This window comes from Leisingera aquaemixtae, from assembly GCF_006740765.1.
GTDB lineage: Bacteria > Pseudomonadota > Alphaproteobacteria > Rhodobacterales > Rhodobacteraceae > Leisingera > Leisingera aquaemixtae.
In genome coordinates, this window is sequence record NZ_CP041160.1 from 1 (window position 1) to 6,320 (window position 6,320).

Below are 6,320 nucleotides of genomic sequence, written 5' to 3' on the forward strand. Positions count from 1 at the left end.
CGGCTGATCAATGTGGTGATGGCCTATGTCGGGCACATTCGCGGCGGGCTGGCGATTTCCACCGCAGCCGCCTGCACCATGTTCGGTGCGGTCTCCGGCTCGACCCAGGCGACGGTGGTGGCGATCGGCTCGCCGCTGCGCCCGCGGATGCTGCAGGCGGGGTACAAGGACAGCTTTGTGCTGGCCCTAATCGTCAATGCCAGCGACATCGCCTTCCTGATCCCGCCGTCGATCGGGATGATCATCTACGGGGTGGTCTCCAGCACCTCGATTGCCGAGCTGTTCATTGCGGGCATCGGGCCCGGACTGCTGATCCTGCTGCTGTTTTCCGCCTATGCCTATATCTATGCGGTGCGCAACAACGTGCCGGCAGAGCCCAAGGCCACCTGGGGCGAGCGGTTTCAGACGATGCGGCAGGCGCTGTGGCCGATGGGGTTTCCGGTGATCATCATCGGCGGCATCTACGGCGGCGTGTTCAGCCCGACCGAGGCGGCGGCGGCCTGTGTGCTTTATGCGCTGATCCTGGAAGTGCTGGTGTTCCGCTCGATTGCGCTGGCGGATGTCTATGACACCGCCAAGTCCACCGGCCTGGTCACTGCTATCGTGTTCATTCTGGTGGGGGCAGGGGCGGCGTTTTCCTGGGTGATCTCCTTCGCGCAGGTGCCGCAGCAGATCCTGGGCGCCATCGGCATTGCCGAGATGGGGGCCATCGGGGTGCTGTTCGTGATCTCCATCGCGTTCTTCATCGGCTGCATGTTCGTCGATCCCATCGTGGTGATCCTGGTGCTGGTGCCGGTGTTTGCGCCGGTGGTGAAATCGGTGGGGCTGGATCCGGTGCTGGTCGGCACCATCATCACGCTGCAGGTTGCCATCGGATCGGCCACGCCGCCGTTCGGCTGCGATATCTTCACCGCGATTGCCGTGTTCAAGCGCCCCTATGCCGAGGTGGTGCGCGGCACGCCGCCGTTCATCCTGATGCTGCTGGGGGTGTCGGTGGCGCTGATCTTCTTCCCGCAGATTGCGCTGTTCCTGCGCGACCTGGCGTTTGCCAAGTAGGGGGCGCGGCGATGTTCACATCCGTTCTGGTGCCGTTTGACGGCTCGCAAGGCGCTGAGGCGGCGCTGGCCAAGGCGGCGGAGCTGGCGCAGCTGTGCGGCGCCGCGCTGACGCTGCTGACGGTCTACCGCCACCATTCGCTGCTGGAGGCCTCGATGCATATGGTGCGCCCGGATCAGCCGGAGGATTTGGACGAGATCATGCGCAGCCACGCCAAGGAGGTGGCCGAGCGCGGCAAGGCGCTGGCGCGGGCGGGCGGCATCGACGCCCCGCGCGCCTTTGTCAAAGCCGGGCCGGTGGCGCGCACCATCACAAGCTTTGCCGGGGAGCACGGGCATGACCTCATCGTGATCGGCAGCCGCGGCCTTGGCTCCTTGGAGGGCGTCCTGCTGGGCAGTGTCTCCCACAAGGTGACGAGCCTGGCGGAAACCCCGGTTCTTGTTGTTTAGGAAAGCGAAAATGGCTCTTGATATCCATGCCACGCCCTCACGCGTTGCGGCCCGGCTGGACGCCCGCCCGGTGCCCAAAAGGATCGCGCTGGTGACGCTGGCGACCGACCACACGTCGGAGCGCGACTTTGCCCGGATCTGCGACCCGGACCGGGTTGGCGTCTATGTGAACCGGATCGAATTCGAGAATCCGACCACCCGGGAAACGCTGCTGCAGACCGGCCCGCGGCTGAGCGCGGCGGCGGCGCAGATCCTGCCGGGGGAAGCGGTGGATGTGGTGGCCTATGGCTGCACCGCGGCCTCGATCGTTCTGGGCAATGAGGCGGTCGCCGGGTATCTGAACGCGGCCAAGCCGGACACGCCCTGCGTCACCCCCAGCTCTGCCGCGTTTGATGCGTTTCAGGCACTGGAGGCCAGGCGGGTGTCTCTGCTGACCCCCTACAGCCCCGAAGTCACCGATGAGATGGCGCAGTATTTTGCGGCGCACGGGCCGGAGGTGGTCAGTGCCGCCTGTTTCGGGCTGACCGACGACCGCCAGATGGCGCGGATCTCCGAGGACAGCATCATCGAGGCCGGGATTGCCGCCTGCGATGCGGGCGCGGAGGCGCTGTTTTTGTCCTGCACCGCGCTGCGGGCTGCTGGTTGTGTGCAGCGGATCGAGGACCGGCTGGGCAAACCGGTTGTCAGCTCGAACCAGGCGATGGTCTGGCGCTGCCTGCGGCTGGCGGGGATCACGGATGCGGTGCCGGGCTATGGCCGGCTGTTCGAACTCTAATCAGGCAAGACAGGTGCAATGACTGAGAAAATCACCCTTCAGGACAGCTTTCAGGCCCGGGCGCGGATCGCCGGGCGGGTCCGGCAGACGGCGATGGTGCCTTCTCCTGCGCTCAGCGCGCGGTGCGGCGGTGCGGTTTCGCTGAAGCTGGAAAGCAGCCAGATCACCGGCAGTTTCAAGCTGCGCGGCGCCACCAATGCGGTGTTATCGCTGAGCGAGGAGCAGCGCGCGGCGGGGGTCGTTGGCGTCTCCACCGGCAATCACGGGCGCGGGCTGGCCTATGCGGCGGCGCAGGCCGGGGTGCGCTGCATCATCTGCATGTCGGAACTGGTGCCGCAGAACAAGGTCGAGGGCATCAAGTCTCACGGCGCCGAGGTGCGGATCACGGGCCGTTCGCAGGATGACGCGCAGGTGGAGGTCGACCGGCTGGTGGCCGAGGGCATGACCATGCTGCCACCGTTCGACCACCGCGATATTATCGCGGGCCAAAGCACCGTGGCGCTGGAAATGCTGGAGCAGGCGCCGGATCTGGAGACCGTGCTGGTGCCGCTGTCGGGCGGCGGGCTGATCTCCGGGGTGGCGATGGTGATGAAGGCGGTGAACCCGGCGATCCGGGTGATCGGCGTCAGCATGGCGCGCGGCGCGGCGATGCACGCCAGCCTGCAGGCGGGCAAGCCGGTGCAGGTCGAGGAGCTGCCGACGCTGGCGGATTCCCTGGGCGGCGGCATCGGGCTGGACAATGCCTATACCTTTGCGATGACACAGGCGCTGGTGGAGGATGTGGTGCTGGTCTCCGAGGCGGAAATCGCGGCCGCGATCCGGCACGCCTATTTCGTGGAGCGGCTGGTGATCGAGGGCTCCGGCAGTGTCGGCATTGCGGCGCTGCTGGCGGGCAGGGTTGAGCATCCGGGGCGCTGCGCGGTGCTGGTGAGCGGCCAGAACATCGGCATGGATCTGCACAAGCGGATCATTGATGGTGAAGATGTAGATGCGGCGGCAGAGGCCGGGGGAGGTGCCAATGCCTGACATCAGGATTCTGACCGAGGCGGAGCTGCGCGGCCTGGTTCCGCTGGACGGCGATGCGGTGGACTGTGTGGAGCAGGGCTTTACCACGCTGGCGGGCGGCGGGGTGGAGATGCCGCCGATCATGACGCTGCTGGTCCCGGATCACAACGGCGAGGTCTGCGTGAAAACGGCCTACGTGCCGGGGGTCGAGAGCTTTGCCATGAAGATGAGCCCGGGGTTTTTCGATAATCCCAAGCTTGGGCTGCCCAGCACCACCGGGCTGATGGTGGTGTTTTCCAGCCGGACCGGCCTTTTGGAGGCGCTGCTGCTGGACAATGGATACCTGACCGATGTGCGCACCGCCGCCGCCGGGGCGGTCGCGGCGCGCCATCTGGCGCGGGAGGATGCCAGGCGCGTCTGCATCATCGGCGCAGGCGTGCAGGCGCGGATGCAGCTGAAGGCGATGACGCTGGTGCGCGGCGTTGACAGTGCCGTGATCTGGGCGCGGGACACCGCCAAGGCAGAGGCCGCAGCGGCCAGCCTGCGCAGCGAGCTGGGGATTGACGTCACCGCTGCCACTGACGCCGCGGCGGCGGTTTCCTCGGCGGATATTGTCGTCACCACCACGCCGGCACCCGCGCCTGTCATCAAGGCAGAGTGGCTGCAGCCCGGCCAGCTGGTGATCGCCATGGGATCGGACCAGGCGCACAAGTGCGAGCTGGAGCCGGCCTGTCTGGCGAAAGCGGATCTTTATGTGCCCGACAGCCAGGCGCAATGCGCCGTCAAGGGCGAGCTGCGCAGCGCCATCGCCGCGGGGCTGATCGCCAAGGACCAGAGCTTTGCCGAACTGGGCGGGATCACCGCGGGCAAGGCCGCAGGCCGCCGGTCCGCCAGTGATCTGATCATTGCCGACCTGACCGGCACCGGTGTGCAGGACACCGCCATCGCAACCCTTGCAGGCTCCCGCGCTGATGCGGCGGGGGCAGGCGCCACTTTCACCAGCTGACCAACCAGGAACCACGCATATGGCAGACCCCAAGCTGTATTTCTCCCGCGCTGAATATCAGGCGCGACTGGACAAGACCCGGGCCGAAATGTCCCGCCGCGGGCTTGATCTTCTGATCGTCACCGATCCGTCGAACATGAACTGGCTGACCGGCTATGACGGCTGGTCCTTCTATGTGCATCAATGCGTTGTTGTCGGAATGGACGGCGAGCCGGTCTGGTACGGGCGCGGCCAGGACGCCAACGGCGCCTTGCGCACCTGTTGGATGGATCCGGCCAATATCATTGGCTATCCGGACCATTACGTGCAGTCGACCGAGCGCCATCCGATGGACTGCCTGTCGGCGCAGCTGAAGGACCGCGGGCTGAACGGCGGCGTGATTGGCGTCGAGATGGACAATTACTATTTCACCGCCGCCGCCTATGCCTCGCTGCAGAAGCACCTGCCGGATGCGCGGTTTGCGGATGCCAACGCGCTGGTCAACTGGCAGCGGGCGGTGAAGTCCGAGGCCGAGCTGGCCTATATGCGGCAGGCCGGGCAGATCGTCGGGCGGATGCACCAGCGGATTTTCGAGCGTGTCGAGCCGGGCATGCGCAAATGCGATCTGGTGGCGGAGATCTATGACGCGGGCCTGCGCTATGACGCGGAGCTGGGTTTTGGCGGCGACTACCCGGCGATTGTGCCGCTGTTGCCGTCCGGTTCTGATGCTGCCGCGCCGCATCTGACCTGGGACGACCTGCCGATGAAATCCGGCGAGGGCACGTTTTTCGAGATCGCGGGCGTGGTGCACCGCTATCACTGCCCGCTGTCGCGCACCGTGTTCCTGGGCAAGCCGACGCAGACCTTCCTGGACGCGGAAAAGGCGGTGCTGGAGGGGATGGAGGCCGGGCTGGAGGTGGCCAAGGCCGGCAACACCTGCGAGGACATCGCCAAGGCGTTTTTCAAGGTGCTGAAGACCTACGGCATCGAGAAGGACAACCGCACCGGCTATCCCATCGGGGTCAGCTATCCGCCGGACTGGGGCGAGCGCACCATGTCGCTGCGCCCCGGCGACACCACCATTCTGGAAGAAAACATGACCTTCCACTTCATGACCGGTCTCTGGATGGAGGACTGGGGGTTCGAGATCACCGAAAGCATCCGCATCGGGGCAAACGGGCCGGAGTGCCTGTCCGATGTGCCGCGCAAGATGTTCGTGAAGGACTGATCCATGAAGCCAAATCCGATTTCCCCACCATCCCGCTGGACCGGGACGGGGTCCACCACGGCTATCTGAAGCTGCCCTACAGCCGCGATGACTCGGCCTGGGGTTCGGTGATGATCCCGCTGACGGTGATCAAGAACGGCGACGGGCCGACCGCGCTGCTGACTGGGGCCAACCACGGCGATGAATACGAAGGCCCGATTGCGCTGCAGGAACTGGCCGCCACCACCCGGGCCGAGGATGTGACGGGCCGGCTGATCATCGTGCCGGCCTTCAACTATCCGGCGTTCCGCGCGGGCACCCGCACCTCGCCCATCGACAGGGGCAACCTGAACCGCGCGTTCCCGGGCCGCCCGGACGGCACCGTGACCGAGAAGATTGCCGACTACTTCCAGCGCACGCTGCTGCCGATGGCGGATCTGGCGGTGGATTTCCACTCCGGCGGCAAGACGCTGGACTTCGTGCCCTTTGCCGCCGCGCATATCCTGGAGGACAAGGCCACGCAGGAGGCGTGCTTTGCCGCGATGAAGGCGTTCAACGCGCCCTATTCGGTGGAGCTTTTGGAGATCGACAGTGCCGGCATGTATGACACCGCGGTGGAGCAGATGGGCAAGGTGCTGGTCACCACGGAACTGGGCGGCGGCGGATCGTCCACCGCGCGCGGCAATGCGATTGCCAAGAAGGGGCTGCGCAATGTGCTGATCCATGCGGGCATCCTGCAAGGGCAGATGCAGATGGACGACACCATCCGCCTCTCGATGCCGGACGACGACTGTTTCCTGTTCAGCGAGGGCGACGGGCTGTTTGAGATCATGACCGATTTGG

The 6,320-nt window shown here is 65.9% G+C and carries 6 protein-coding genes and 1 pseudogene; all 7 read left to right on the forward strand.

The features are described 5' to 3' along the window. On the forward strand, window positions 1–1,056 hold a 1,056-nt coding region (locus tag R2C4_RS20300), incomplete at its 5' end, for a TRAP transporter large permease (protein ID WP_141892145.1). Window positions 1,057–1,067: 11 nt separating this feature from the next. Beyond that, window positions 1,068–1,505, forward strand: coding sequence for a universal stress protein (locus R2C4_RS20305; RefSeq protein WP_141892146.1), 438 nt, complete (start codon window positions 1,068–1,070; stop codon window positions 1,503–1,505). Between the two features lie 10 nt (window positions 1,506–1,515). Further along, on the forward strand, window positions 1,516–2,280 hold the full coding sequence (gene eutA / locus R2C4_RS20310; protein WP_141892147.1) for an ectoine utilization protein EutA: 765 nt from the start codon (window positions 1,516–1,518) through the stop codon (window positions 2,278–2,280). Window positions 2,281–2,298: 18 nt separating this feature from the next. Then, window positions 2,299–3,306 (forward strand): hydroxyectoine utilization dehydratase EutB, encoded by a 1,008-nt coding sequence (gene eutB / locus R2C4_RS20315; RefSeq protein ID WP_141892148.1) that lies wholly within the window; start codon window positions 2,299–2,301, stop codon window positions 3,304–3,306. Then, window positions 3,299–4,291: an ectoine utilization protein EutC gene (gene eutC, locus R2C4_RS20320; RefSeq protein ID WP_141892149.1), complete on the forward strand. Its 993-nt coding sequence runs from the start codon at window positions 3,299–3,301 to the stop codon at window positions 4,289–4,291. The genes eutB and eutC overlap by 8 nt, the downstream gene beginning before the upstream one ends. A gap of 19 nt (window positions 4,292–4,310) precedes the next feature. Further along, on the forward strand, window positions 4,311–5,498 hold the full coding sequence (gene doeA, locus R2C4_RS20325; protein WP_141892150.1) for an ectoine hydrolase DoeA: 1,188 nt from the start codon (window positions 4,311–4,313) through the stop codon (window positions 5,496–5,498). Window positions 5,499–5,501: 3 nt separating this feature from the next. Then, a pseudogene (doeB, locus tag R2C4_RS20330) lies at window positions 5,502–6,320 on the forward strand (N(2)-acetyl-L-2,4-diaminobutanoate deacetylase DoeB); the annotation flags it as partial.

Coding starts and splice junctions, on each gene's coding strand:
- R2C4_RS20305 (WP_141892146.1), top strand. CDS start 1,068: ATGTTCACATCCGTTCTGGTGCCGTTTGACGGCTCGCAAGGCGCTGAG.
- eutA (WP_141892147.1), top strand. CDS start 1,516: ATGGCTCTTGATATCCATGCCACGCCCTCACGCGTTGCGGCCCGGCTG.
- eutB (WP_141892148.1), top strand. CDS start 2,299: ATGACTGAGAAAATCACCCTTCAGGACAGCTTTCAGGCCCGGGCGCGG.
- eutC (WP_141892149.1), top strand. CDS start 3,299: ATGCCTGACATCAGGATTCTGACCGAGGCGGAGCTGCGCGGCCTGGTT.
- doeA (WP_141892150.1), top strand. CDS start 4,311: ATGGCAGACCCCAAGCTGTATTTCTCCCGCGCTGAATATCAGGCGCGA.